Annotated in this window: 25 protein-coding genes; 15 read left to right on the forward strand and 10 right to left on the reverse strand. The window is 45.1% G+C overall.

Going from position 1 to position 25070, the window contains the following annotated elements; all coding sequences use genetic code 11:
• Positions 1-11: 11 nt before the first annotated feature.
• Positions 12-1010, reverse strand: coding sequence for an NADP-dependent oxidoreductase (locus tag MHN00_RS09155; protein WP_039221630.1), 999 nt, complete (start codon positions 1008-1010; stop codon positions 12-14).
• Between the two features lie 387 nt (positions 1011-1397).
• Here MHN00_RS09155 and MHN00_RS09160 point away from each other — a divergent pair, with 387 nt between their 5' ends.
• On the forward strand, positions 1398-2756 hold the full coding sequence (locus MHN00_RS09160; protein WP_239257711.1) for an outer membrane protein transport protein: 1359 nt from the start codon (positions 1398-1400) through the stop codon (positions 2754-2756).
• A 127-nt stretch (positions 2757-2883) separates the two neighbouring features.
• Here MHN00_RS09160 and MHN00_RS09165 read toward each other — a convergent pair whose 3' ends face one another.
• Positions 2884-3768 (reverse strand): LysR family transcriptional regulator, encoded by an 885-nt coding sequence (locus tag MHN00_RS09165; protein WP_014951197.1) that lies wholly within the window; start codon positions 3766-3768, stop codon positions 2884-2886.
• A gap of 314 nt (positions 3769-4082) precedes the next feature.
• Here MHN00_RS09165 and MHN00_RS09170 point away from each other — a divergent pair, with 314 nt between their 5' ends.
• Entirely contained in the window at positions 4083-5093 is a 1011-nt protein-coding gene (locus MHN00_RS09170) for a 5'-methylthioadenosine/S-adenosylhomocysteine nucleosidase (RefSeq protein WP_239300968.1), read from the forward strand.
• Between the two features lie 194 nt (positions 5094-5287).
• On the opposite strand, the gene MHN00_RS09175 is transcribed toward MHN00_RS09170, so the two are convergent.
• A complete protein-coding gene (locus MHN00_RS09175) occupies positions 5288-5731 on the reverse strand; it encodes a DUF2721 domain-containing protein (RefSeq protein ID WP_014951195.1) in 444 nt (147 codons plus the stop codon).
• Between the two features lie 318 nt (positions 5732-6049).
• Between MHN00_RS09175 and MHN00_RS09180 the strand changes: the two genes are divergently transcribed.
• Together MHN00_RS09180 and MHN00_RS09185 are read left to right on the forward strand one after the other, a co-directional pair.
• Positions 6050-8119 (forward strand): TonB-dependent receptor, encoded by a 2070-nt coding sequence (locus tag MHN00_RS09180; RefSeq protein ID WP_239300969.1) that lies wholly within the window; start codon positions 6050-6052, stop codon positions 8117-8119.
• A 185-nt stretch (positions 8120-8304) separates the two neighbouring features.
• Complete coding sequence (locus MHN00_RS09185; protein ID WP_014951193.1) at positions 8305-9597, forward strand: NAD(P)/FAD-dependent oxidoreductase; 1293 nt, start codon at positions 8305-8307, stop codon at positions 9595-9597.
• A gap of 76 nt (positions 9598-9673) precedes the next feature.
• Here the strand turns inward: MHN00_RS09185 and MHN00_RS09190 are convergent, their stop codons facing one another.
• Entirely contained in the window at positions 9674-10240 is a 567-nt protein-coding gene (locus MHN00_RS09190; RefSeq protein WP_014951192.1) for a YceI family protein, read from the reverse strand.
• 22 nt (positions 10241-10262) lie between these two features.
• Positions 10263-10790 carry a cytochrome b gene (locus MHN00_RS09195; RefSeq protein ID WP_014951191.1) on the reverse strand — a complete coding sequence of 176 codons (528 nt, stop codon included), beginning with the start codon at positions 10788-10790 and terminating at the stop codon, positions 10263-10265.
• Between the two features lie 460 nt (positions 10791-11250).
• Between MHN00_RS09195 and MHN00_RS09200 the strand changes: the two genes are divergently transcribed.
• The 4 genes from MHN00_RS09200 to MHN00_RS09215 all read left to right on the forward strand — a co-directional run bounded on the left by MHN00_RS09200 (position 11251) and on the right by MHN00_RS09215 (position 13176).
• Positions 11251-11484 carry a hypothetical protein gene (locus MHN00_RS09200; protein ID WP_014977718.1) on the forward strand — a complete coding sequence of 78 codons (234 nt, stop codon included), beginning with the start codon at positions 11251-11253 and terminating at the stop codon, positions 11482-11484.
• Between the two features lie 43 nt (positions 11485-11527).
• Positions 11528-12091 (forward strand): CBS domain-containing protein, encoded by a 564-nt coding sequence (locus MHN00_RS09205; RefSeq protein ID WP_014951189.1) that lies wholly within the window; start codon positions 11528-11530, stop codon positions 12089-12091.
• A 130-nt stretch (positions 12092-12221) separates the two neighbouring features.
• Positions 12222-12668: a hypothetical protein gene (locus tag MHN00_RS09210; protein WP_239300970.1), complete on the forward strand. Its 447-nt coding sequence runs from the start codon at positions 12222-12224 to the stop codon at positions 12666-12668.
• A gap of 73 nt (positions 12669-12741) precedes the next feature.
• Positions 12742-13176, forward strand: a complete 435-nt coding sequence (locus MHN00_RS09215; protein WP_239300971.1) for a hypothetical protein — start codon at positions 12742-12744, stop codon at positions 13174-13176.
• Positions 13177-13185: 9 nt separating this feature from the next.
• On the opposite strand, the gene MHN00_RS09220 is transcribed toward MHN00_RS09215, so the two are convergent.
• Entirely contained in the window at positions 13186-14115 is a 930-nt protein-coding gene (locus tag MHN00_RS09220) for an alpha/beta hydrolase (protein WP_239300972.1), read from the reverse strand.
• Between the two features lie 146 nt (positions 14116-14261).
• Here MHN00_RS09220 and arfB point away from each other — a divergent pair, with 146 nt between their 5' ends.
• The 4 genes from arfB to MHN00_RS09240 all read left to right on the forward strand — a co-directional run bounded on the left by arfB (position 14262) and on the right by MHN00_RS09240 (position 17895).
• Complete coding sequence (gene arfB, locus MHN00_RS09225) at positions 14262-14678, forward strand: alternative ribosome rescue aminoacyl-tRNA hydrolase ArfB (RefSeq protein ID WP_239300974.1); 417 nt, start codon at positions 14262-14264, stop codon at positions 14676-14678.
• A gap of 126 nt (positions 14679-14804) precedes the next feature.
• Positions 14805-15482 carry a hypothetical protein gene (locus MHN00_RS09230; RefSeq protein WP_039229119.1) on the forward strand — a complete coding sequence of 226 codons (678 nt, stop codon included), beginning with the start codon at positions 14805-14807 and terminating at the stop codon, positions 15480-15482.
• 123 nt (positions 15483-15605) lie between these two features.
• Entirely contained in the window at positions 15606-16625 is a 1020-nt protein-coding gene (locus MHN00_RS09235; RefSeq protein WP_239300975.1) for a hypothetical protein, read from the forward strand.
• 250 nt (positions 16626-16875) lie between these two features.
• Complete coding sequence (locus MHN00_RS09240) at positions 16876-17895, forward strand: outer membrane beta-barrel protein (RefSeq protein WP_239300976.1); 1020 nt, start codon at positions 16876-16878, stop codon at positions 17893-17895.
• 41 nt (positions 17896-17936) lie between these two features.
• On the opposite strand, the gene MHN00_RS09245 is transcribed toward MHN00_RS09240, so the two are convergent.
• Entirely contained in the window at positions 17937-19313 is a 1377-nt protein-coding gene (locus MHN00_RS09245; RefSeq protein ID WP_239300977.1) for a S8 family serine peptidase, read from the reverse strand.
• 351 nt (positions 19314-19664) lie between these two features.
• Here MHN00_RS09245 and MHN00_RS09250 point away from each other — a divergent pair, with 351 nt between their 5' ends.
• From MHN00_RS09250 to MHN00_RS09260, 3 genes are read left to right on the forward strand one after another with little or no spacing between them, the layout of a single operon-like run.
• Positions 19665-20162 carry an RNA polymerase sigma factor gene (locus MHN00_RS09250; protein WP_039229337.1) on the forward strand — a complete coding sequence of 166 codons (498 nt, stop codon included), beginning with the start codon at positions 19665-19667 and terminating at the stop codon, positions 20160-20162.
• The gene (locus MHN00_RS09255) at positions 20159-21013 is read left to right on the forward strand and encodes a DVU3141 family protein (protein WP_239300978.1); all 855 of its coding nucleotides are present in this window, start codon (positions 20159-20161) and stop codon (positions 21011-21013) included. Before MHN00_RS09250 ends, MHN00_RS09255 begins: the two co-directional genes overlap by 4 nt.
• Entirely contained in the window at positions 21003-21524 is a 522-nt protein-coding gene (locus MHN00_RS09260; protein ID WP_239300979.1) for a hypothetical protein, read from the forward strand. Before MHN00_RS09255 ends, MHN00_RS09260 begins: the two co-directional genes overlap by 11 nt.
• 157 nt (positions 21525-21681) lie before the next feature.
• On the opposite strand, the gene MHN00_RS09265 is transcribed toward MHN00_RS09260, so the two are convergent.
• The 3 genes from MHN00_RS09265 to MHN00_RS09275 form a co-directional block, all read right to left on the reverse strand.
• The gene (locus MHN00_RS09265; RefSeq protein ID WP_014951177.1) at positions 21682-21873 is read right to left on the reverse strand and encodes a CsbD family protein; all 192 of its coding nucleotides are present in this window, start codon (positions 21871-21873) and stop codon (positions 21682-21684) included.
• A gap of 202 nt (positions 21874-22075) precedes the next feature.
• Positions 22076-22849 carry a siderophore-interacting protein gene (locus tag MHN00_RS09270; protein ID WP_239300980.1) on the reverse strand — a complete coding sequence of 258 codons (774 nt, stop codon included), beginning with the start codon at positions 22847-22849 and terminating at the stop codon, positions 22076-22078.
• A 518-nt stretch (positions 22850-23367) separates the two neighbouring features.
• On the reverse strand, positions 23368-24582 hold the full coding sequence (locus MHN00_RS09275) for an MFS transporter (protein WP_080752383.1): 1215 nt from the start codon (positions 24580-24582) through the stop codon (positions 23368-23370).
• Between the last annotated feature and the right edge of the window lie 488 nt (positions 24583-25070).

The following is a 25070-nucleotide window of genomic DNA, read 5'->3' on the forward strand; positions in this document are numbered from 1 at the left end:
TCACGATTGGCTTACAGCTTCACAATCATCTTGCCCGTGTTCTTGCCTTCAAACAACATATTTAGGCCCTTCTCGGCGTTCTCTAAGCCTTCCACAGTGTGTGCACGGTACTTGATTTTACCTTGTTGAACATAAGGCGAAAGCTTTTGCAGTAGTTGTGGGATTTCACCCCAGTGATCAGGCATAGCAAAACCGCGAATGTTAATTCGCTTTTTAATCAGGGGGATCCAGTTCGGGCCCGGTGACGGCTTTTCAGACTGATAATCGGCAATCATTCCACATACCACAATTCGGCCATGGGCATTCATTCTGTTAAAAATGTGCTGCTGAATAGGACCGCCAGTATTTTCAAAGAAGACGTCTATTTTATTTGGTGTTAGTTCGGCTAACTTTTCTTCTAAATTGTCGGTTTTGTAGTTTATAGCGCCATCAAACCCAAGCTCGTTAACAATCCAATCGGCTTTGTCTTCGCTTCCTACTACGCCAATTACACGCAGCCCGTCTGCTTTAGCAAGCTGACCTACAATTGAGCCTACAGAACCTGCTGCACCCGTAACAATAAGTGTCTCACCTTCTTTGGGCTCGCCAAAATTATATAAACCTGTTGTGGCCGTTAGGCCTGGTAGTGCAAAAACACAAAGGGCCATTTCCTCAGTAATGCCAGGCTGAAGTTTGTTAAAACCAGAACCGTCACTGAGCACATATTCACTCCAGCCAGTCATTCCCATAACTTTGTCGCCAACCGAAAAATTAGGGTTGTTAGACTCAACCACTTCGCCCACACCGCTGGAGCGCATTACATCGCCAAGCTCCACAGGTGGAATATAGCTCTCTCTGTCTTCACTCATCCAACCTAACATCGCAGGGTCTAAAGACATGTGAGTTTGCTTTATCAAAATTTGACCGTCTTTAGGCGTGGGAATTTCGAGCTCTTTGCTCTCAAATAAATGTGGCCCAATTTTTCTGTCATGGGGGCGATTAACGAGTGTTATAGCTTTGTATGTTGACATGGTGTCCTCCTGTTACAAGCACAAATGGTCGACGTCTTATCGAATGTAAAAGCGCGTCGCTAAACACGGTTGCATCTGCGCTGTTTAAAATAGGGTGGGGGTTATAGACATAAACACAACCTATAACACAGCCTACTTATAAATTTGAGTGAAACCTTTTTGCATTTCCAATAGGTGTTAGTGATAGTTAATTAAAATGGCGTTAACAATATTGAGATCTTTCGTTAACGTTGCTTTATCAAAGTTGCTTATAAATGCGTCGAAGTTGTAGCTATAATTGTAAAAAATGCGATAAAAGTGCGTAAATGGCGTTTACTTGCATTGAACAAAAGTACTCAGATCCGTAGAATGCCCGATGCAATTTTCCCCTTTTACAATGAGTATCTTATGAAGCAACAGTTTTCTTTACGTGCCTCAGTTTGCTTAGCGCTTGCTACCTTAGCCTCTTCTTCAGCGCTGGCAGCTGGTTTCCAAGTTAATGAACACAGTGCAAACGGTCTAGGCCGTGCCATGGCTGGTCAAGCGGCTAAGCCAGAGAATGCCTCCATTTTAGCAACTAACCCTGCAGCGATTGGTGTATTTAAAGAAGCTGAGTTCAGTGCATCAGTAAGCTTTATCGATCCGAATGTAGATATCGATGGTGATGTTAGCTATGCGTTAGGCGAAGCCCCAGTTGGCCAACCTAGGCCAGCAGCAGAAGACAACATTGCAGATACTGCTTTTGTTCCAGGATTCTTTTATGTAAGCCCAATTAATGAAAAGCTATCTGCTGGTGTAGGTGTATTCACAACCTACGGTCTTCGTTCAGATTACTCTGATGATTTTGGTGCGCTGCATTTTGCTGACACAGCTGAAGTAAAAACGGTTACCCTAAACCCTGCTGTATCTTATAAAGTGAATAAGCAGCTTATGGTAGGTTTTGGTTTAAACATCACTTACGCTGAAGCTGAAATTGGTTCTGGTGTATCAAACACGCTAGCGGGCACTGTTGCAGGCCTAGCGCCAACAGCAGAAGCATTAGGTATTACATTGCCTACGCTTACTCCTGGCAATTCACTGTTTAGCATGGAAGGTGACGATTGGGGCTATGGTTGGAACGCTGGTATTTTCTGGCAACCAACTGATATGACTAATGTTGCGCTTTCATACCGTGCAGAAACGAAACTAGAACTAGAAGGCGCGGTATCTTCAGAGACGCCAGTGTTTCCTATCAACTTAAACCAGCCTGGTAGTCTAGATTTGAACCTTGCTGCGATTACAGAGCTAGCGATTGATCAAAAAATTGACAATCAGTGGTCTGTACAAGCAAGTGTTACTTTCACTGACTGGAGTACGTTTGAGAAGCTTGAAGCTAACCTAGAAGACGGCATCGATTTCCTAATTAAAGAAGAGAATTTCGACGACTCATGGCGTGCAGCGCTTGGTGTAACTTACATCCTAAACGATGAAATTACCCTTCGTGCTGGCTATGCTTATGATGACGGTGTGGTATCGGTAGAAAACCGCTCACTTAGTATCCCAGATACAGATCGTCATTGGTTCTCTGGTGGTATGACTTACACGGTAAGCGAAGATACATCAATTGACGTGGCTTACGTATTCATTGATGGCCGTGAAGCGAATATCGACAAAGATAGAACGATTCTAAGCAATGTTCTTCCTGGTACTGACTTTACTACTAACTTCTCTGGCACACAGTCAGCTACTGCGCACATTCTAAGTGTTCAAATGAACACTCGCTTCTAATTTCAAAGAAGCCAAGTTAAATAAGAAAGGCAGCGTATTTACGCTGCCTTTTTGGTAATGACCTATGCACACTGGTATAACGTCGCATTTTTTATGTGCGATGGGGTTCTTGTGCGCTGTTTAACGACTAAATTTGCGCAAATAAATCTTGCAGACATGTAATTGCTGCGCCGATTTTTGCAGGCATTAGCTCCCTTTTCGGTGTGACCGCATAAACCGTATAATCTGGTAACTCCCAGTCAGTGAAGAGCTGCTTCATTTCACCAGACTTTAATAGATGTCTCACTTCTGGTTCGGGAAGAACCGCATAGCCAACACTATCTTGGGTAAGTTTAATCAACGTCTGCATTGAGTTGACATCAATGCGTTGTGTATCCAATTCATACTCGCCTTCGCTTTCGTGCTTCATGACGTATTCTTCAATATGTCTGTGAGCAATGTATGTATGCGCGTTAAGCGCTTCAGGCGAAGTCAGAGTTTCGTTTGCAAGTGGATGGTCTGCAGAGACACATAAAATGCGCTTCCAGGTCGCGAGTACCAAACTGCTGAAATTTGTATCTGAGACTGGGGCGAAGCAAAGAACAAGATCGGCACTGGAAGCGATAATGTCTTTAGGCTCGTCAGTTACGGTTAAAGAAATAGTTATCTTAGGAAATTCTTCACAAAGCTTTTTCAGTGGCTCGCTTAACAGTCCTCCGCCAAAACCCTCCGGCGCGATGATGTTTATTTTACCTGTGGGATCATCCTGCAGACTTTCAATTTTTTGCTGGGCAAGTTCTGCGGTTTGCAGCATTTGCTTACTGGTTTCGTAATAGATGCGCCCTGCTTCCGTTAGGCTCAAGCTTCGGGTATTTCGGTTAAAAAGGCTAAGGCCGATATCGTGTTCTAGCTTTCTTAACTGCTGACTAATAGCAGAGACAGTCATGTGCAGCTCTCTAGCAGCTACACTCATGCTACCGCTATCTGTTACTGCAACAAAAACCTGAAGAGAGCGAAGTAATTTAGTATTCATGGCGCTTAGTTAATCCTTTTTATTGGCCGCAGTATCTTGACTGTTCATTTGTAGCAAATTAACGACGGAAATAGTCGAATTCTACCGTATTTTAACGTTGATGAACGCTTTTGAAGCAGGTCTTTACGCAATGCTTACATTGGAAAGTTATGCATTCTCTTCGCATTTGTAGCTAAAAGTAATTTTAGGGCTCACCTTGTTTTAAAGATGTTTTCTTTATGTTTTTAAATGGTAAATTATTGAAATCCAGCGTTTCTTTGCCCGATTAAAGTGCTAGTTTAATTATTCACTAACTATGCAGCTGAGAATCGCGAATGAAACAGTTTACTTTGATGATTATTGTTCTGCTCTCCACCTCGTGGATGGGCGGTTGTACTTCTACTAAAACGTCCGATGGCGCTTCATACGGGCCCGCCGCGTTCTCACAGCCTGCGTTTACTGCTGTTACCGTAGCCTACGCACCCGAAATGCAGGGTATCCTTAATCGTATTGAGCAAGATCCCAATGCATCCATTCACACAACCACAACCATCAAAGGCGTTACGTATCGCCTAGGTACCTATCACGACGAGCCAATATTAATATTCGCTACTGGAATGAGCATTGCAAACGCTGCTATGACTATGCAGATGGCGTTGGATTACTTTCCGGTTAAGCAAGTGGTTTACATGGGGATTGCGGGAGCGGTTAACCCAAAATGGCAACCGGGTGACGTCATTGTTCCGGCGCGTTGGTACTACCATGATGAGAGTGTGTATACCAATGAAGATCCGAATGCTCCGGGGGAATACATACTGCCTGAATATTATGCAAAGTTCATTGAAGAGCAAGATGAACGCCGCGCTAAAGATCCTCACACACCAAAATATAAGCCCTTTCACTTCATTCATCCTGACGAAGTGCTTATTGTGAAAGAGGGGATGGATAAACCACAAGACACCGCCTATTTCAGCGCGACACCGCGTCTTTTAAATGCGGCGAAACAAGCAATGAGCACTATGCCAACGCAGCGTGTGCTTGGAGAGCGGGATGCCGAGCTCTTTGTAGGCGGAAATGGTATTACCGGGTCTGTCTTTATGGATAACCGTGAGTATCGAAAGTGGACAAGAGACGTGTTCAATGCCGAAGTAACTGAGATGGAGTCAGCCGCAATAGGTCAAGTATGTACCGTTAACGACGTTGACTGGATTATTGTTCGAGCTATTAGTGATTTGGCTGGCGGTCAAGAAGGCGTTAACGTAGAGAACAAGTACGACGATGAAGTGTCGCGAATTGGCGCTAACGTTCTGTTTTCTGTATTAGATACACTCGCTGAGGACGAGTAGTAGATAGTATGGCAAACATTGAGGCAACGTTGCTTCTTTGCATATGAATGTTAGTTTCAAAACTAAGCCAATCGCGACAGCCTAAAAATAAGTAGGCGGATAGAGAAGGTAAACATTACGCTCTATCCGCCTTTTTGGTGTGTCGCTGATGGGATCAATTGAACGCCAGCGAGTAAGCCGTTGTCGATACGTGGCTAACGAATGGTTCTGACCATATTTATGGTATTTGTCGCAAGTTTTACTTCAACCAGAAAAACAATGAGCGCACTGATTAGAAACATCATAGCCAGTATGAACAATACGATGACTGGTGTTTTTAAATCGACAACCCATAGCGACCCAGAAAACAGCGCCATAATGACGGTACACACCATTAGTCCAGCGGCGACACACAGCCCAATCGCCCAGTTAATCACTTTTACCCTGCGCCATAGCACCTTAATTTCTTTCTTTGAGCGATCGACAATATGCGGGTCTGAAAGGGTATGAATCTGTCTTTCTGCCACCCTCACCCTGTCTGATATTCGGCCCAGCCGAGACGACATAACATTGAGGAAGCCCGCAATACCGGTAAGTAAAAATACGGGGGCAACAGCGAATTCGATAAGCTGTGAAAGACTAGGAATAAGTGTGTCCAATGGTTCCTCCAGCGAACAAAGTTTGGTGTTCTTACTTCAGGCAAAGAGTGGTTAACCCATTGCTGCAATCTACTAACGTACTGCCAGTCTATATGCGTTAGATACACGTAAATTAGAAATAGTGTATAAAACTAAGACTTGTGTTGTGACAGTAAAGTCTGCGAACTGCAAAGTCTACGCCAACGCTTAAATCAGAGATATGACGTAATTGTCAAAATGCCGCAACAGTTTAGCGAGTTTTAACCCATTCTTGCCTAAATTAACGATACACTAGCATCAGTTGCTAAAAAAAACATTATGTCATCATAAGGATAGATAATGCGCTTTGCCCCAAGCTTTCCTCTGTCGTTGCTAGCTGTGTCTCTGCTATCGCATGCAGCCATCGCTCAACAAACCAATGAAATAGAAAGAATTGAGACCACGTCTTCTCGTATACAGGGAAATATGAATGCTTCCGGTTATGCAGTGTCGTCTATTTCAGAAGAAACGCTTTCGCTGCTTTCATTTCAACATATCCAAGAGTCGCTGAATTACATTGCGGGTGCCGGCGTACAGCGGGGCAATGGGCAAGAGTATTTACCTGCCCTTCGTTCGCCAGTGTTAACCGGCGCTGGCGCGTGCGGCGGAATTTTAGCAGCAGAAGACGGTATTGCGTTGCGCGCAGCAGGTTTTTGCAATATTAATGAGCTGTTTGAAGCACACGGTGAAATTGCACAGCGTATTGACGTGATAAAAGGCCCTGCGTCAGCGCTTTATGGCTCTAATGCGATACATGGTGTGATTAATGTGATTACCCCTGACACAACCCAAGGCGACGGAGAGCTTAGCGTTGATTACGGGTCTTATGGGTTTCATCGCGTAAAGCTTAAAGAAGGGAAAGACTTTGGTCACAGTGGCGTGGGTATCGCCGCCAGTGTTACCAGAGATACAGGATATCGAAATGAAGAGGGCGTTGACCAAGAGAAAGTCTCGCTTCGCCACAGGCTAGAGTGGGACAGCACGGTTATCACGAGCGGCCTTACCTATACCCATCTGGACCAAGAAACTGCCGGCTACATCGAAGGGTTTGAAAGCTACAAAAATACACAAATAGCCAAAAGCAACCCAAACCCCGAAGCGTTTCGAAAAGCAGAAAGTTTTAGGCTATGGAGCAAGTTCGATACGAGCTTTAGCGGTGGTCATGCACTGTCGATTACACCTTACTTACGCAACCAGGACATGCGTTTTAGAATGCATTTTCTTCCAGGCAAACCCCTTGAAACGAATGCCCAAAAAGGCGTTGGTGTGCTGTCTCAGTTCAATTACGTCATTAATGACAGCCTAAGTGCAGATATAGGATTAGACGTAGAATACACAGAAGGTGAATTAACCCAGTCACAAGACAGCGCCACAGAAGGGTCTGCCTTTTTGGTTGAAACCATACCTGTAGGAAAGCACTATGATTATGATGTAGATGCCACGCTATTTGCGCCTTTCTTTACCTTCAATTGGCAAGCTGAGCGTTGGGCTATTTCTGTCGGCGGGCGCTTTGAGTCTATGCAATACGACTACACCAACAATATGAATGTTGGTCGTGTTCGCGAGGATGGCACGCAGTGCGGTTTTGGCGGCTGCAGATATTCCAGACCAGCAGACAGCGAAAATGATTTTGATAACTTTAGTCCGAAGCTTTCACTTCGTTATCAACTTAACCCTCAAACCCAGTTATTTGGCGGCATCGCAAGAGGCTATCGCGCGTCTCAGGCAACAGAGCTGTATCGTTTGCAGCGTGCACAAACTGTTACTGATCTTGACTCGGTAACGGCCGATAATAACGAGATGGGCGTTACAGGTACACTATTTGACGGCAGCTATACGCTTAGCCTTTACAGCCTACAAAAAGATAATGTGATTTACCGCGACAGCGACTTTTTCAACGTAAGCAACGGCGAAACGTGGCATAGAGGCGTAGAGCTTACTTTTGACCAACCGTTAAGCGATGTACTGCGCTTAGATTTTGCTGGTACATACGCAAAGCATACCTACGAGCACAGTCAGCTCTCAGGTGAACAAGACATTAAAGGTAATGATATTGATACTGCGCCAAAGCTTCAGTTTAACGCTCGTTTAAGCTTTGAGATGTCGAGCAAGGTACAAACGCAGCTAGAGTGGCAGCATGTTTCGAGCTATTTCACCGACGCTGAAAATCTCAACGAGTACGAGGGGCATGACTTGGTACATGCGCGTGTACGCTACAGCGTGAACGAAGACGTTACATTGTATGCGCGGGTTAACAACGTATTTGATACAGACTACGCTGAACGCGCAGACTTTACTAGCTTCACAGGCCCTCGATATTTTCCTGGCCGGCCTCGAAACTTCATGATAACGGCATCGTTCACGTTATAGCTTCAAATAAGCAGCCGTAATAGATAATTATTAATCTTGAAAATACAGACTATTGCCGTGATTTGCTTGTACCGCAGCGGCATCAGGCGTAGTCTGTAGGCATCAGCATGGGTCTCAGTCACGCCATGTATAGCGCTTGGAAAGGTCAGGCGACATACGTGGAATGATTGTTAATAGGTATACCCATGCAAAAAATAGTAATTGTTGGTGGCGGTGCTGGTGGTCTTGAATTAGCCAGTCGCTTAAGCCGCACCCTCGGGAGAAAGAAACAAGCCGAAATTACCCTCGTCGACCGCAGTCGAACCCATATCTGGAAGCCGCTATTACACGAAGTGGCCGCCGGTGTAATTGATAAGCATTCAGACGGTGTGGACTACGCCATCCACGCTGCAGCTCACCACTACCGCTTTCAATTAGGTGAAATGTGCTCGCTTAACGCGCAAGCGCAAACCATAACCTTGTCGCCTTTAATCGATGAAGAAGGGACTCAGGTTTTACCTGAACGCGAGATTCATTATGACCAGTTAGTGCTGGCGGTTGGCAGCGTGAGTAACGACTTTGGCACACCTGGCGTTGCTGAGCATTGCTACTTTCTTGACTCGTTAAAGCAAGCTGAACGTTTTCACAGAGCGCTTCTTAATCAGCTAATCCGCATCAATCAGCAAGAAGATAAAGACGCCAGAATTGATGTCGCTATTGTCGGGGCAGGAGCAACAGGTACTGAGCTAGCCGCTCAACTTCACCATGTGGCGAATTTGTCCAAGGCGTACGGAATGCCAGACATGTCAGCTTCTCGTCTTAAGATTACGATCGTAGAAGCGGGAGAGCGTATATTGCCTGCGCTACCTGAGCGTATAGCAAACTCTGCAAGAAAAGCGCTGCATAAGTTGGGCGTAGACATTAAAGAGCAAACCATGGTGGCAGAAGCCGACGCGAAAGGGCTGATCACAAAAGACGGTGGTCGGATTGACGCTGATTTAATGGTGTGGGCTGCGGGGGTGAAAGCACCGGACTTCATAACAAAGCTTGCGCTTTTTGAAACGAACAGAGCCAATCAAATTCTTGTTGATAAGCAGCTTCGCAGTTCATCTCATAAGAATATTTGGGTGCTAGGCGATTGCTGCGGTTTCCAGCAGGAAAATGGGAAGTGGGTGCCGCCTCGAGCGCAGTCTGCCCACCAAATGGCGGATATTGTTGCGCATAATATAACGTCGTTATTTAATCAAAAAGACACGAAAGATTTTACTTACAAGGACTATGGATCCTTGGTTCACTTAAGTAAATACAGCACTGTTGGAAGCTTAATGGGCTCACTGTCAAACAGCAGTATGTTCATTGAAGGGCGTCTAGCTAAGTTGGTTTACGTTTCTTTGTATAATATGCACCAGTTTGCAGTACACGGAAAAATTAAAGGTGCTCTAAAGCTCCTTGTGAAGAAGTTAAGTCAGGCCATCAGCCCTAAGCTGAAGCTTCACTAACCACATGTAAAAAAAGCCCCATGTTTGGGGCTTTCTTAAATCATAAATTTAGTTCGCTGGGACTAAATGTAAATAGCTATTGTTTCACGCCTTCAACGTGAAGCTCTAATTCTACCGTCTGCGATGCTGGGCCTAAATCATAGTCGATGCCATAATCTTTAAGTGCAATCGTCGTTGTGCCCATAAAGCCTGCACGATAGCCGCCCCATGGGTCTTTGCCTTCGCCAATCTTTTTGGCTTCAATTGTAATAGGCTTTGTCACACCATGAAGCGTGAAGTCACCCATTACATCCATCATGCCATTGCCTTTATCGACAATTTTTGTGCTGACAAACTTCGCCTCTGGAAAGTCGTCAACGTTTAAGAAATCGTCGCTCTTAAGGTGCTTGTCACGCTCTGCGTGGTTTGAGTCGATACTGTCGGTATCGATAGTCACCATAATTTTTGCTGCACTAGGTGCTGCGTCGTCGTAACTAAAAGTACCTTTAAAATCGTTGAAGCGACCAGTAAGCCACGAGTAGCCCAAGTGTTGAATTTTAAAGTTGATAGACGCGTGGGCGCCTTTGCTATCAATCACATAATCTGCGGCGTTAGCGGTGCTTAAAGACAGCGCAGCGGCCAGGGCAAGTGTTAACTTCTTCATCATTTCTCCTTTCTTCTCAATATCATCGAAGCCGTAACATCTGCTTCAGTGTGTCATCGTTACTAATAAAGTGGTGTTTCAGCGCAGCCAGCGCGTGAATGATCGCCAATACAATCACCGACCACGCAATATAAAAATGGGCCTCTCCTGCAATGTCTTCTTGATTTTCAAAGAACTCGCCCATTGCAGGTACAGAAAACCAATTAAATACGTCGATGCTTCTTCCATCGGCCGTTGAAATTAAATAGCCGCTCGCGAATAGCATGATAATCAAGGTGTACAGAAGCCCATGACCTATGCGACTTAACCTTTTTTCTAACGGGGTGCCATGTGACGGCGGCCGTGAAGTAACAACGCGCGTGACTAAGCGAATAACAGTGATGGCAAGCAAAATTAATCCAACACTCTTGTGCCAATGCGGTGCCGTCTTATACCAGTCGCTATAATATGTGAGGTCGACCATCCACAGCCCTGAAGCAAACATGCCGACAATGGCAATGGCAGATATCCAATGCAAAATAACTATAGGTCTGGACCATCTTGGTTTCATATCACTTCCGTTATTACTTACTTGCAATCAGGTTGTTTAGACCTTCAGTTAATGCGTTATCTCAAACGCTAAATGACCGCTGAAAAAACACCTTATGGATCAGTTGAATCTAGTGTATTTCTAATTACGTTGGCTAAACATCACATTTAATGGGAGTGTTCGTTCTTGTTTTTAGAACGAATGTACAGCAAACAACCCACCAAACCTGAGTCGCGACACGGTTAGTTTTCGAATACGCGTCGTTTAATGGTCGATAAAATGCGCTAAACACCTCTATTAAACGCGCTAAATACTCTTATAGTTTAAATAGGCAGTAACAAAAGTGACTGCTTTGCTTCAATGTTGTTTAGTTCAGTAGAGGTTGTACGCTTTGCGCGTTTCGTACGTTTTGTTGGCCGTTATTCTGCCAGCGTTATTTTCATCACTAGTATCCGTCTCCGTATTGGGAGAGGGGAGAAGTGTGCAAAATATTGCGGGGCAGTCGAACAGTGCAAATACGCTCTCAACCCTCATTAGCGAATGGGAAAGCTCCGCTTTTGAAGTATCTGACGACGACATTGATGATGGCATTTCGTTTGTCGACATCACCAGCGGCTTGGAAAAATACCGGTTTTCGGCTGGTAAAACGATTGATGCAAAAGCCTTTACTAGGCAGCGCGATAACATCATTCGAGGGCCACCTTCTTTCACTTAATCATTAAAAAACTGAATTTTTTATTTTTGATTAGGAGAAAGGTATGCACGCCTTAAATCTATATAAAACCGAAGCTATCGATACTTTGGCATGGCCGGTTGTTGAAAACACCATTACTGTAAAATCATCTGCTATGGCGGTCTTCACTGACTTTAAGCAGCACTTACCACACGTTATTGATGCTCGAACTCCAGCGACGAAAATAGAGTCGATTATGCGTCAGTCTCATGTTCGTATGATGCTGGTTGTAAACAGTGAGAACCGTTTCATTGGTATTGTGACCAGTCACGATGTCGGTGAACAGCAAATCATTCAGCGTGTGAGCGAGCTTAAGATTAAGCGAGAAGAGCTCACTGTTCATGATTTCATGCGTCCTAAAACCTCGCTCATGTCGTTCGATTTCAGTGAGCTAATACGTTCATCAGTGGGGGACGTGATAGAAACACTCAAAGACTACGGGCAGCACCATTGCCTTGTCATGGACAGAGACAGTCATGAAATTCGTGGCGTAATCAGCGTAAGTGACATTGCTAGAGAGCTGCGTTTGCCGCTTGATATACAGGGCCGCCCTACGTTTGCTGAGCTTATCAACATTCTTGCTGCTTAATTTTCAATTTTCTCAATACTGAACCATACTTTGACTACGTGTTGTTTCAAAACAACTCGTAGTCAAAGGCATATATCGCCTTAACGGTATTTGCTAGCTTAATATTTTATCGAAGTAGTTAGGTGGTTATATGCAGTATGCTCATGGCGAATTTATTATTACACGCTGTGGTGATGCGGTGCTAACGCAAGCTTATGGGCCGTGGAACAGAGAGTGTGTAAATAGCTTTGCCAGTGAGTATCGCACGCTTTCCGAGTGCTTACATGGGAAAGCTTGGTGCGATATTGTTAGTGTTGTTGGCGAATCACTACTCATTCCTGATGCTGAAGCGCTGCTTCACGAACGTGTGGCTTCGGTAAATCCCATAGGGCTCACTCATGTGGCATTAGTGATGGGAGAGTCAAGCGTTCGAGCAACCACGCAGGCGCAACTTAAACGCGTGTATCGCGATACCAATATTGATTATATTTTTGTGGATTCCATAGAAGATGCTGTTGATTGGTTGTCTTCAAAAGGATTTTCCGTCGATAAAGATGGCATCGATTTGCATCGTAAGAAAGTAGCAATGAAGCTGTAGATAAAACTTGGTACGCATTTCGCAACGTTTCATAACATCTGTATAACATTGTTCGATGAAACGAGGCGATATTATGAATAGATCACTATTTCCTACCAGCGTTGTTACGAAAGCCTTCACATGGGCATACCAAGAACTCGGTTTAAATATCAAGCAAGCTTCTGAAATATTGGGTATTTCTCCATCTTCTTTGGCGCAGACTACGCTACTTGGGTTTGAGAGTGGCACATCAGAGTACAGAAAGCAGCTCGCTTTTATTCGTATGTATCATTTACTCATTTCATTGTCAGATGGGGACAATGAGCAAATGAAGGCGTGGTTTAGCAGTTACAATATAACGCTGGGCGCGACCCCTTTTGAAATGTGCAAAGCGTATGACGGCATTGAGAGAGTCGCCGATCAGCTTCGCAAACTGAAGCAGTCGACTTGTGGTCGAGAGCGCACACTCGCCGTTGTTGAGTTTTCTCATAAAGAGCACGTTGAAAAGGCAGGTGCAAGGCTTCACTAAGCCACTTACTTAAGCGCTTTCGTCAATCGATATTATAAAGTCTGCGCACGCTTGTACCTGAGTAACTGGGATCATGTGGCCAGCGCCAGAAATAATTTTGTGTACCGCACTTCCTGTTGCCTTTGTTACCGCGGTGATGTGCTCATCGGGCCTCAAGATAGTATCTTTTTCACCATACAATACCCCAACAGGGCATTGAATCTCTTCATAACGAGTTTGCTGACGGTGCAGACTGCCCTGCGCAGATACTGTATCTCTGCTACCTTCATAAAAGCTTCGAGAGTGAAGCGCTAATAAACCACCGCCTTCAGTTGAAAAGGATGGGGGGACAGGCTCGGGGTGAAAAATTTGTGCGACTTGTTTTCTACCTAACTTTGCACGCAGTGGACTGGCAATGGTTTTTGCAACACTGCTGCGTACCCATTCATTGGGTATGTAAAGCACCGAAAGAGGCCCGGCACCACCTTTTAGTGGTGTAGTTAACGGGCATAGAAGCGAAACCGATTTTATTTTGTCAGGTGCATCGATTGCCATCCTCAGTGCAATTCCTCCTCCCATTGAATGCCCAGCGATGCTCGCACTACCTATTCCCTCTTTTTGCATCCACTCGAGTATCATTTTACTTTGCTGTTCGAAGCTGGCGGATGTGCTTTTGTAGCGGCTCGAAAATCCGCTGCCTGGACGATCAACGGTATAGACTGTGTAGCGGGAAGCGAGGGTTTTTGCTAATTCGCTAAAATTGTTACTATTGCCAAGTAAACCATGAATCAGCACAAGCGCCGGACCGTTTCCTTGCTTTTGCCAGTGAATAATTCCACCATCAACGGGCGTAAGTTTTCCTGATGGTGTGAATGAAGCTTCGATATTGCTGTCCATTTTGGCGGTAAACCAAATAAGCGCTACAACGATACAAATAATGATGAGCAATGCGATGATCATGTTTTATGTCCAAAATAAGGATAAAAAACAACCTATCGGTTAACGCAAAAATGGTCAAGTAAGCAGTAGTGATAGTGACCTATAGATGTAGGGCCGCTAGTGCTGCAACGTTAACGTGGTTACGCCATGACGTATTAGGATTTGAGATGGAATTAATAATAACCCCTTCTATCGCGATAGATGAAAGCGAAGCTGAATTGCAAGCTATTCGAGCACAAGGTAGCGGTGGGCAGAATGTGAACAAAGTAAGTAGCGCCATACATTTACGCTTCGACATAAATGGATCATCGCTGCCTGAAAAGCTGAAAGAAAAGCTACTTCAGCTTAAAGATAGTCGCGTAACCAACGAGGGTGTTTTTGTGCTTAAAGCGCAAAATTATCGAACGCAAGAACAAAACAGAGAAGATGCGCTAGCGCGACTTGTTGCGTGGATAAAGGCTGCGACAATTGAACAAAAACCGCGCATAAAAACAAAGGTGAGCCGTGCGGCAAAAGCACGTCGTGTAGATGTAAAAAAACAACAAGGTGCTAAAAAATCTATGCGTAAGAAAGTGGAATTTTAAACAAAACTAATCTAAAGTATAAAGCCTTATAGATGTCATTTCGCAAGACAACGGAAAATTCTTACAATAATAAATGAATGTGTCTTGTGCTTATGCTAATTATTGGAACTTAGGGAAGCATACAAAGTGACGCGTTCGAACGTTATTCCTATGGTGCTATTTGCAGCCATAGTGGTTTCGCTTGGGATTAATACACCGCAAGCCGCAAACGAGATTATTGCTCGTTTGTTCAACAAATCTATTTCTAATACTGAACTACAGCCTTCACAGGCTGATGTTGACCGTTTTCAGTCTATTTTAACTGACAAGTCTGAGAAAGAAGTACGAGCTATTTTAGCTCAGCGTGCACTTGGTAATAAAATTACCGAGTCTGTTCTTTCAGATTTTGCCGATAAAAATGCGATAGAGCCAAATGAAAGCGAAATTCAATCTGCGTATTCTGTAATAAAATTATGGACCGTTGATTTGGACAGCGATGGCGCCTATCAAGATGAAGAGCTAGAGCGTTATCGTTTGGCAATGGCGGAAGGCATGGCAAAAAGCTGGAAAGTATCGAAAGCCCTTTACGAAGCGTACGGCGGAGATGTGGTTTTTCAACAGGATAACCCGTTAACACCAGTAGGAGCTTATCAAAAACTGTTTGAACAGTATCGCGAAAAGGGTGAGTTTGTTATTTACGACCCTGCTTTCAAAGCTGCGTTTTGGAGTTCAGTTAAAATGAAATATGCCAAAACTTACGACCCAGATAATATAGATTTTTCACTTCCCTGGTGGGAAAAGAGCATGACTGCTTCAGAAAAATAGTTCGAAAAGCCCTGTTTTTACAGGGCTTTTTTAATTCTTTTAAAAAAATCAAACTCAGTGCGGAATAAAAACTTTTCTTCAATCGTTATCTCAGTGTCCTTTATGAAAAACGGAGATAAACGGATGAAAAAGTTAAATACTGCAATTGCACTGGCTTTAGGTATCGCGTCAACGTCTGTGTTGGCTCAAGAAACCACGTTCTCTGCTAACACATCAGCTAATGCGTCGACTTCTGCATCACTTTCACTAACAAGCGGTGCAACTACACAGTCTGCAAATCAGGTTAATACGCAGACTTCTGCCGAAGGCGAAGCATCTACGCAGAGCCAAATGTCCACCGAGACCTCAGCCGATACCGGTGAACAATTATCCGCAAACCAAACAAGCAACGATCTATCTGCCGATCAGGGAGTGAGTCAAGTTTCTGCAACATCAGATATGGCGAACTCGATAACTTCGCCAGTGCCAGGCGCACTGACAAGTAGTGTGTCTGGGTCATTATCTGTACTGTCATCAGCGTCTGGAAATGCAGAACAAGTCGATGGAGCAGAAAGTGAAGCAGAAAGTACAGCGCAGACAGCGCCAAGCTTGGCATTGAACCAAATCGGTTCACTAACAAACAATGGCGCGGAAAATACCGCAGGAGGTTCGCTAGCTGGCAGTGTAAGTGGTGCACTAAACAATACTGCAGAAACAGCAGCAGGCAGTACCTTATCGAACACGGCTGACAGCACGGCTGCAGGCACCATCGAAAGTGCGGTAAACGGCGGCGTAGCCAATACAGCAGCCAGCACCGTAGCAAGCTCAGTGACCAGCTCTGTAACCGGAACGGTTGGCACCGCTGTCGAAGGAACAATTACTGACACGGTAGGAAATACGGTAGAAAGCACGGTAGAAGGCACGGTAGCAAGTACGGTGGATAGCTCTGTAGAAGGCGCAGTTTCAAATACAGTCGATCAAACTGTGTCAGCAACAGTCGCAAATACGGTAGGAAATACGGTAGAAGGTACGGTAGCAAATACGGTGGATAGCACCGTAGCAAGCACGGTAAATAATACCGTGGCGAGTTCGGTTGAAAGCGCCGTAACAAGCACTGTAAACGACAACGTAGCTTCAAGTATTTCAGGTGCGCTTGGCCTTTAATATAAAGGCCTAAAACCACTAGGTGGGCGTAGAGCAACTTTGAGCTAGCACGTTAAATAGCCACCTTAAAATCTGAGTGCGGCTTGTCTAAATAGAAAGGCAAGCCGCTATTTAAGGTCTAGGCTGCAGGTGCGAATACACTGCCTCGCTATCGTGCATTCCTTAAAGCGAGCACCTCAAGTCAAATCTCACGTCTCTCCTTAAAAACAGCAATCGCTAAGTTTCACTTTCTCTGTGGTAGGTAACAACAATGAATACGCAAATACTTCAACACTCATCAACAACAAACAACCTTATTCGTGGCGGCCGCAATTGCCTATCGCTGTCCGTGGCAGCTGTTTTACTCGGTAGTAGCGCTGCTTATGCGGGCTCTGACAGTCACTCGCACAATGATGAAGATGCGAATCATACAAACGCAAAACACCAAACGATTTCATTCTCAGGGTCTAGCTATCTAGGGTACCGCTCTGATAGCAATGTGAGCGTTAGCGAGCTCGATACGAATTCAGATGTGGCCGACGGCGCGGTACAGTCAGAAGCTCAGCTAAAGGTGCTGGTGAAGCCCACAGCGAAATGGGAAAATGTACTGTCGGTAAGTCAGGCGAATACCAACTATCAAACGCTAAGCGAGTTCGATCTTGGCCTTACCACACTGTCCGCTAGCACCAGCTATGCGTTTGACTTCGCCAAACTAGGAGCGCACTACTATCACGCTAGCGCTGAGCTAGACGGGCGTGACTTCCTCACCTATCAACAGTCTGGATTATCTGTCGGAAAATTGTTGGGGCAGCGCACTTACTTGCGTGTTAGTAGCGACCTTATCGATAAACAATTCGAGAACACGCCTGAAGGTGCGCCAATTCGAGATAGTGAAGCAGCTGCTGTGCGCAGTGACCTATTTTACTTCTTCGAAGGGGAAGACTTCTTCCAAATCGCACTTAAGTATCAAAATGAAGATGCCCAAAATAATGTGTTCGATTACACCGGTATTGGGATGGATCTAGCGTACACCTATCCTCTAGCGGTGTTTAGTAAACCCTTAAAGCTTACGGTTGCCTATCAATTAGATGTAAGAGATTACGCCTCAGAACAAGATGGAGGTATAGGCAGGGAAGACGACAGACACGTTGTTGAGATGAGTGCCGATTACGCCATTCACAACAATGTTGATATTAAACTGTCTACGCAATATGGGGACTTTGCTTCTAGTGTCGATGGCGCAAATTATCAAGAAACCATTGCTGAGTTAGGCATTAACGTTCATTTTTAGTGGGCGTTAATATAAATTCTATAATGAACAGCACGCTTAATTTAAGGCAGCACACCAAAACCGAATACGCTGTCTCGTCCGGGAGCCCCTGCATCTAAAGCTAGCTGCTGAAGTTTCAACAAGGCAGCGTTCCTTTCTTGTTTTTCGCGCAAAAAGCATGCATACAAAGCGGTGGCGCGCGGTGAAGCCATAGAGGTTCCCGTTTGCCTGATCGTTTTTCCATTAGGATGTGCGGCATCTACCGACACGCCAAACGCAGCAAAATCAACGTAATCCCCTTGGTTTGCCCACCGGTAAATTACATTAGATTTATCAACGGCCGTAATGCCCAATGTTTCTGTATAAGCCGCGGGGTACAAGGGTAAAGAGGCTGGCCCCTCGTTGCCCACCGCAGCAATGATTTGAATACCGCTCTTATCCAATTGATTTATAACCCGCGCTAAAATAGGGTTGTCGGGACCTGCAAGACTCATGTTTATGGCGTCTACCTGCTGTGATGCAAGATAGTTTAAACCTTCAATTAACGACATCAGCGTAGCGCCTTGGCTAACACTATTACGCGAATAAAACACACTGGCGTTAAACACCTGGCTAGACTTTGGCAACGACGCCGCCAATAGGCTGGCTACTGCGGTACCGTGGTCTGACGAAAAGGCAACGTCAGTTTCGCTGCCCGCATTGCCATCTTGCTTCTGATTTCGATCTTGATTATGACCAACAATAAAAGACGCTTGCGTTAGATTAACGTGTGAGAGCAGTGGGTGATTGGACGCTACATGAGTATCAACCATTCCAATGCGCAGTGGGGTTGGACAGGTTTCCAGCTTTTCACTGCTTATCTCTTGAAAAGACCCGTTCGAAGTGGGCTTGGTCTGTGACAAATAAATATGATTTCGACCAATTTGAGACTGCAAATTATGGGGCAAACTGTTGCGAATAGACGACACATCATCCTTATCTCCTGTGACTTTAACTTTAAAAAGCCACTGAGAGAGCGCGGGCAAAAACTGAGCTTTTTGTATTTCAATATTGGCACCTTGAAAATGTACTTTGTCGGCTTCTTCCCCTAGGAATAGCCACTCCTTTTCGACAGCCAGAAAGCCATTTTCAACCGTTACTTCATTAACAACTACCTGGCCTGAAGTCGATAAAATAGTGGTTGCTGCAGGAGCGATAAATTGGGGGGCAGGAATGTCACCTAGTACGCCCGACGCCACTGTTGATAAGTCTCTGGCGCCTTCGATAGATGATTGCGCTTTTCGTCTTGCTTCCTCGCGAATGGCCTTTAGGTCGGAGGAGGTTCGATCAATTATCGGACGCACGGGAGACACCACTTGATTCAATGTTCCTGCTAGTTGGGCTTGTGATGTTGGTGCCGCAATCAAACTCAAAATCGCCACAATGAGTGTGTACTTCATTTTACTACCTTTACGTTAACGTTGGGGCAGATCGGTGCCTAAAGAAGGAATGGCATAAATTGTGCCATAGCCTCTATTAGAAGCCTGTGGTCCATTGTGCAAAAACGTTGTTCTAAATGTGCGCTAAAGGCGAACAGGCATTTACCACTACCTTACAGTGTAGTGACGATTAGACAGAAGAAAAATTCCAATGCGACCCTTTAGACTGTTAAACATTCGCTTTGTCTAGATGGCTCACAGACCGCTGCAATACAGTGCAGTAAAAAAATAGTTCTTAGAACGTGGAATAAAAACAAAAGTGGCTCGTTATCAGGGTAGAGATAACGGGAAACCTCACAAAGGTACATGAAAATGAAAGATGAGTTGACTGAACTCGTCCCGTCATTGCGAAAGTTTGCATATTCGTTGACGGGTAACATGCATGATGCTGATGATTTACTTCAGAACACGCTTGAACGGCTATTGAGTAAACCGCTTCCTGAGCAAGTTACATTAATGGCTTGGGCATTTAGAGTGTGCCGCAACTGTTGGATAGACGAATACAGAGCGAAGAAAGTTAGAACCAATGCGACTGATGCCCTTTCCTATGAAGCGCAATCGGCGAATAGCTGCAATGACATAGATGACGCTATAACGCAGACAATTACGCTTAAACAAGTCTCAAGCGCTATGGATGAGTTACCCTGTGAGCAAAGAGAAACCCTTTCTTTGGTTGCTGTACAAGGGATGAGTTACGCGGATGCTTCTGAAGTGTTGCAGGTACCGACGGGCACCATTATGAGCCGTCTTGCCAGAGCGAGAGCAAAAATATCAAACTTACTAAATGGTCAAAACGAGGTGCTATCGTGATCTTAACTGACGAAAAACTCTCAGCATTTTTAGATGGAGAGTTAGATACCGCTGAGATGGATCTGGTTCGTGAAGCGATAGCACACGATGTTACCGTCTCTGACCGACTCGCCGCACTTGCAGAAGTGGATAGAGTTGTGAAGGTGGCTGCTGAAAAAGCGACAGCAGTGGCGCTGCCCAAAGAAATCGTGGCCCTTTTGAGTGATGAAAAACCGTTAAGCCAGGCGAGCGGCGTACAGGCATCTGATGCAAGCTTAGCCAGCGTAAGCGCTGCAAATCAAAGCTCCGTAAATCAAAGCTCTGCGGAAAACGTTAAGCCGTTTCCAAAGAAAGCGAATTCAACTAATAGTGCGCCACATAAACAAACGAAGTGGAAGGGGCCTTTTGCAATAGCTGCGAGTGTGGCGGTATTAGCGGGCTTAGTGTTCTTTAATCAACAGGGCGCTGAAACAACGCAGCCTTCTCATTGGGCGAGAGTATCATCGGTACTCGACAGTAACCTAACTGGCGAAGCAACAACCTTTGATTCAGGCGTGACGGTTACGCCGCAGTTGTCTTTCGTAAATACGGAGTTTAACTACTGTAGACAGGCTGAAATCGCATCGAAAGATGAACTAAATGTAATGATTGCTTGTAAAGATAAGCAAGGTGCGTGGCAGCTTGCCGCTAGCAAATTGGACGAGCTAGGTGAGAATGCAGGTCAATATCAAACCGCCACTAGCGCTAAAGTAATGGAAGAAGAGTTAGACAAAATGATGGCGTCTGCGCCATTAAACCGAGAGCAAGAGAAAAACGCAATTGAAGCAACTTGGCTAGCTGATAAGGCCGAAGGAGTAAATGATGAAAACTAAAATTATGTTAGTACTTGCGATATTAATTATGGCGGGCTGCGCCAGTCAACCCGATTATAGACAGGCCAAAAAAGGCGGCTTTGGCTACACGGAAAGTAAGTTGAGTGATACCCAATACCGCGTGCATTTCAAAGCGAAGGGGTCTGATAAAGGCAAGGCGATGGATTACGCCATGCTCCGTGCTGCCGAACTTACGTTATTAGAAGGTTACGACTGGTTTGTAGTGACTGACCGAGAGACCTTAGTAGATAAAGAGACTGTGCAAACCACACCTACCGCAGGCTTTAGCAAGCGATATGCACGGGTTACCGAGTGCGGTGTGCTCACTTGCAGAACGTCCTACCACCCTACTACCCAATTCGAAACCGGTGTGTTTGTAGGGGGCTCTCAGCAAAGTGAGATCGAAAGTATCTTGAGTATTGAGATAGGCAAAGGTACGCGTCCAACGTCGGCAACGAGCTTTGACGCAAGAGAAGTTCGCGATAACTTACAGCCTAAGACGGAAGAGTGATAAAAAATCAAAGGGCATAACCTCCCTTGACTACGACACAAATAAAAAGGGCCGCTGCATTATGCAGCGGCCCTTTTAGTAGCAGTAAAGATTAACAACATAGTGATACCAGATTGTTATACTGCCAGTGTCTTAATTCATATAATGAAGAAGGCGATTAATTAAAATAACCATCGACCTCTTTTTCAGCTTCGTCACGGCTTTTGCCATAAGCTTGTTGAATCTTACCTACTAGTTCTTCACGTCGACCGTCAATTACATCTAGGTCGTCATCGGTAAGTTTGCCCCACTTTTGCTGCACCTTACCTTTCATTTCTTTCCAATTACCTTCAATACGATCACTGTTCATAACTTGCTCTCCTTATCCAAACAATTGGTTGAAAAAACTGGCGGAATTAATTGGCCAGTTATTTTCTTAGCAGCAAATGCTGTTCCATTGTGTAGGTGCATGAAAGTATTGAATTTGTTGTTTATGAAAATTCTGCCGTACTGTTGTTTTTTATGCAGAATTTACAAGTTCTTGCAAAGCCTACAGGAAGCATAGTCATCAACTAGGCCAAGGTTTTAGCATACGCTTCACTGTCCTGCCTTTTTTCTATTTTATGTTGATCTTCGCTGCGGCCTTTCTTCCAGTAGCTGCTAATGTAAATATTCTCGTGCGCCACGGATTTTTCGTCCTTGAGCCATGCCCGAATCGCCCGCATATCAGAAAATTCACACGCCACCCAAACTGTGGGGTTTCCGTCGAGCCAAGTTAACTGGTCAAGGCGGGAAGGTAAAGATTGCTCATGTTCCCATATCACCGTTACTCCTTCGGGCTTTTTAAGTGTAACCGCATCCTTTTCGTCTTCAATTTTAATCACGGCGTAGCCTTTGGTTTGCACAGGAAGCTCGGCGAGGTGATTTCTAATACTAGGAAGCGCTGTCATGTCGCCAGCCAACAGTATCCAATCATATTGCTCGCTGAGTCCCTTACTAGAACCGGGCCCTGCGAGCGTGATGATGTCGCCAGGCTTTGCACTTGTCGCCCATGCCGACGCAGGGCCAGTTTTACCACCATCGGCATGGATAACCATATCCAGAATCATTTCAGGCTTCTCTGCGTCAAAGTGCGCAACCGTATAGGTGCGCATTGCCACTTGGCTCGTATCTGTGGGGCGTTTCAGCGGGTTTCCTTCTAGGTCGAACATAAGTTTAATGTACGCACCTGCAGTAACCGAGGGAAAGGTAAGAAGGTCTTCCCCACTGAGGTGTACACGCTGCATATTTGGGGTAATTCGGACTGATTGGGTGACAATAGCTCTGCGAGGTTGCGGTTTAGGCATTAGCTTACTCCTGTGATCTTGAGTAGCTATTCTATTTAGAAATAATTCTCATTTCCATTTCTAAAGGTGAAATGATCAGGATTGTTTAGTTCTATTTTTTAGATTAACTGACCGGTCTTGAGATAAACTAATACAAATAAAATAGATAGGTGTACGTTGGATTAGTACTATAACAATAAGCGAGAAATACGCACTGGAAAAGGAAAGACTAGAGCAAAAGAAAAGGGGCTAAAAAGCCCCTTAAAAAAACCACAACATAACTTGGAAAACACATTTACACACCACAAAGACGCACACTCAACGACTTCATGTATAAGTTAAGATAGCCTAATTATAAAAAGGTTCCGCTTTTTTAAAAATAAAAGGTAAAAAAATAAATACCTTTGAAATAGGCGTATTCCTGTCACCTGTCACCTGTCACCTGTCACCTGTCACCTGTCAGGCTGGCATTAATTCGCTAAGGCCTGTTTAGCTTTGATGACAAATTGGGCCAAATGTATAGCAACGGTTAACAGGCCCTAGCCAACGTGTCTTATTCTTCGCAATGTTATGTAGACGACGCACGTGGTTGCTGCGATGAGCGCTGACGCTATAGCGAACGGAAGCGCGATGTCCAGTTGGTAAATGAAAGCTGCCAGTGGCGGACCTATTACGTAGCCCATGGCAGTCGTTGCTGTGATTAACCCAGTGATTGTGGCTTGTTGAGAGGGGGCGCAGTAGGTCGTTGCTGCAGCTGCCAAAGATGGGTAGGCCATTCCCATACCTAAACCCATTAATGTCATGGCCGCATAAAGCATAAATAACGAATGTTGAAGAAAGAGCAGCAAGTAGGCTAAGCCCAATAGCGGAAGCGCGATAGTGATCATCGCTTCTTTGCTTATTCGGCCTTTTTGTACCCACCCAAATTGGGCTGTGAGAGACGCGGCAGCACTGACCATCATCGCGAAACCCACTTGCCGAGCAGCGTCTACGGGTGAATAGTCGTAAAAATCGATAAAAAAGAAACCCAGTGATTGCTGCATCATCGCCATTGCGCAAAATACACAAATACATGCGGCGACGAATACATAAGGTACTTTGCTAGGCGCTTGGTCATTGTCGCTAGTCTGCTGAGCGTTTTTTTGCTGAGACAAAGGCGGCAGAACAGGTAGCTTAAAATATACCAATGTAAGCGCCAGCAAGGTTAGCAACACGATGCTGTACAACGGTGCCAATAAGCCAAAACCGACTAAAAGCCCAGCGTAGGCGGGCCCCACAATTTGCCCTACGTTGCTTGCAGAGGTGACTTTGCTGATTGCACTTACTCTACTTTGGGGCGTACTGATGGCGACGGCGTAACCTACCGCAGAAGGCGGAGTTGCAGACATAATGGTTGATTGCAGACTTCGGCTTATCAACAATGCCAAAAACAAATTGGTGCCGCTTATAATGCCAGAAAATCCTGCCATCCATGCACTAGCGAAGGCAAACGTGCCCAAGCTATAACCCGACAGACCAACCATTAAAATACGTTTGAAGCCCGCACGCTTAGCGACCTTGCTCCACACATTCGTGCCGAACGCAAAAATAAGTGCAGAGCTAGACATAATAGTGGCAATGTGGAATTCAGAAAGGTTCGCCTGTCGCCCCATAGAAGGGAGTGTGGTAAGCATAACGCTTTGGCCAACAGACGTAGCGAGCAACGCACAAAAAAGAACTCTAAAAACGATAGTAGATGCAGACGGCGAAAGCACGCAGGTAGCCCTTTTGGTAGGCGATAAAGAAACAACGCAATTTTATCACAAATGAAGATAAAAAAATGCCCGCCAAAGGCGGGCCAAAATCAGAGGTATGTAAAGGCCGGGATGGGCCTTTGAGGGGAGAGGGTAGTCGTCGGATGACAACTCACTAATAACATCGACGACATTACCAGTGTCCTCACTATGGTCTCGCTGAAGCAACACACACGTACATTCAACGAATCCAAATTGGGTCAACAATCCCTTGCTGCACGAGACATCACTGTCGGTGCTTGCGATGTAGGTACTCAGAGCTTGTTTGCAATCCTTATGAAACAAGTGCCTTGCATCCTGCGAGTTTAATTAGGTTGTCTTTTACCTAACCTCATCATCGACCAGCAATTTAACGAATCTTCTACAGGCATCCATTAGCTACAATTCTGACACATCCGTTTTTCCTTGGTGACACACTCCATGCACTTCCCATGTCGTCACCTTCAGTA

The sequence above is a fragment of the Alteromonas sp. Cnat2-8 genome (assembly GCF_022348355.1).
GTDB lineage: Bacteria > Pseudomonadota > Gammaproteobacteria > Enterobacterales > Alteromonadaceae > Alteromonas > Alteromonas macleodii.